Genomic DNA, 427 nt, shown 5'->3' with positions numbered 1-427 from the left:
AGCTATGATTGAAAAAAATACAGACCTTTCAGATGCTACTGACTTGATTGACCTAATCAGAGAAAGAGCTGGCATGCCAAAAGTAGACAGAGCAAAATATAATACACAAGCTAAACTGAGAGAATTGCTCAGAAGAGAACGCCGCGTAGAATTTGCTTTCGAAGGCTTAAGAAGAGATGATATCATCCGTTGGGACATTGCCAAAGACGTACTGAATGGTCCAATCTATGCTTCTAACCAAGGTACCGTAGATATGGACCCAAGCATTCCACAAGAAGAGCGTGCTACAATTTTCCAAGGTGAAAAGAACCAGGTGGTACTCGAAATCCGTAAATTCAGGAACCGTTACATGCCGATTCCACAAGCTGAATTGGATAAGAACCCGAACTTGAAACAAACTAACTTTAAAATATAATCTTATTAAGTA

The 427-nt window shown here is 39.6% G+C and carries 1 protein-coding gene; it reads left to right on the top strand.

Annotated features, from left to right (window positions below; all coding sequences use genetic code 11):
- A partial coding sequence (locus tag PZE06_RS26415; RefSeq protein WP_275792166.1) for a RagB/SusD family nutrient uptake outer membrane protein occupies positions 1 to 415 on the top strand: 415 nt, incomplete at its 5' end.
- Positions 416 to 427: the final 12 nt, after the last annotated feature.

Origin of the sequence: Robertmurraya sp. DFI.2.37 (genome assembly GCF_029211245.1) — a bacterium.
GTDB lineage: Bacteria > Bacillota > Bacilli > Bacillales > Cytobacillaceae > Robertmurraya > Robertmurraya methanolica_A.
This window is presented reverse-complemented; position numbering and strand designations above follow the sequence as displayed.